Genomic DNA, 253 nt, shown 5'->3' on the forward strand with positions numbered 1-253 from the left:
GTGCGAACTTCCAGAGCGTCGGCGGCCACGGCTTCGGCGGCGAGACGTACTCGGGTGGCATCGTGATCGGCTGGGAGTCCGGCATCGAAGGGCTGGACGTGGCCGAGGAGTTCAACGACCTCTGTACAGGGTGTACGCGTTGCGTGAACGCGTGCCCGGTCGGCATCGACATCCCCTGGATCAACACTGTCGTCCGAGACCGCATCAACCGCGGCAAGGACGCCCCCGGAGAGTGGCTCGTCGACGGGCTCAC

General features: G+C 66.4%; 1 protein-coding gene. It reads left to right on the top strand.

Features of this window, described 5'->3' with window-relative positions:
• A partial coding sequence (locus ACP7H9_RS14300; RefSeq protein WP_439222948.1) for a 4Fe-4S binding protein occupies window positions 1-253 on the top strand: 253 nt, incomplete at both ends.

The organism is Idiomarina sp. ST20R2A10 (assembly GCF_051842345.1).
Lineage (GTDB): Bacteria > Pseudomonadota > Gammaproteobacteria > Enterobacterales > Alteromonadaceae > Idiomarina > Idiomarina loihiensis.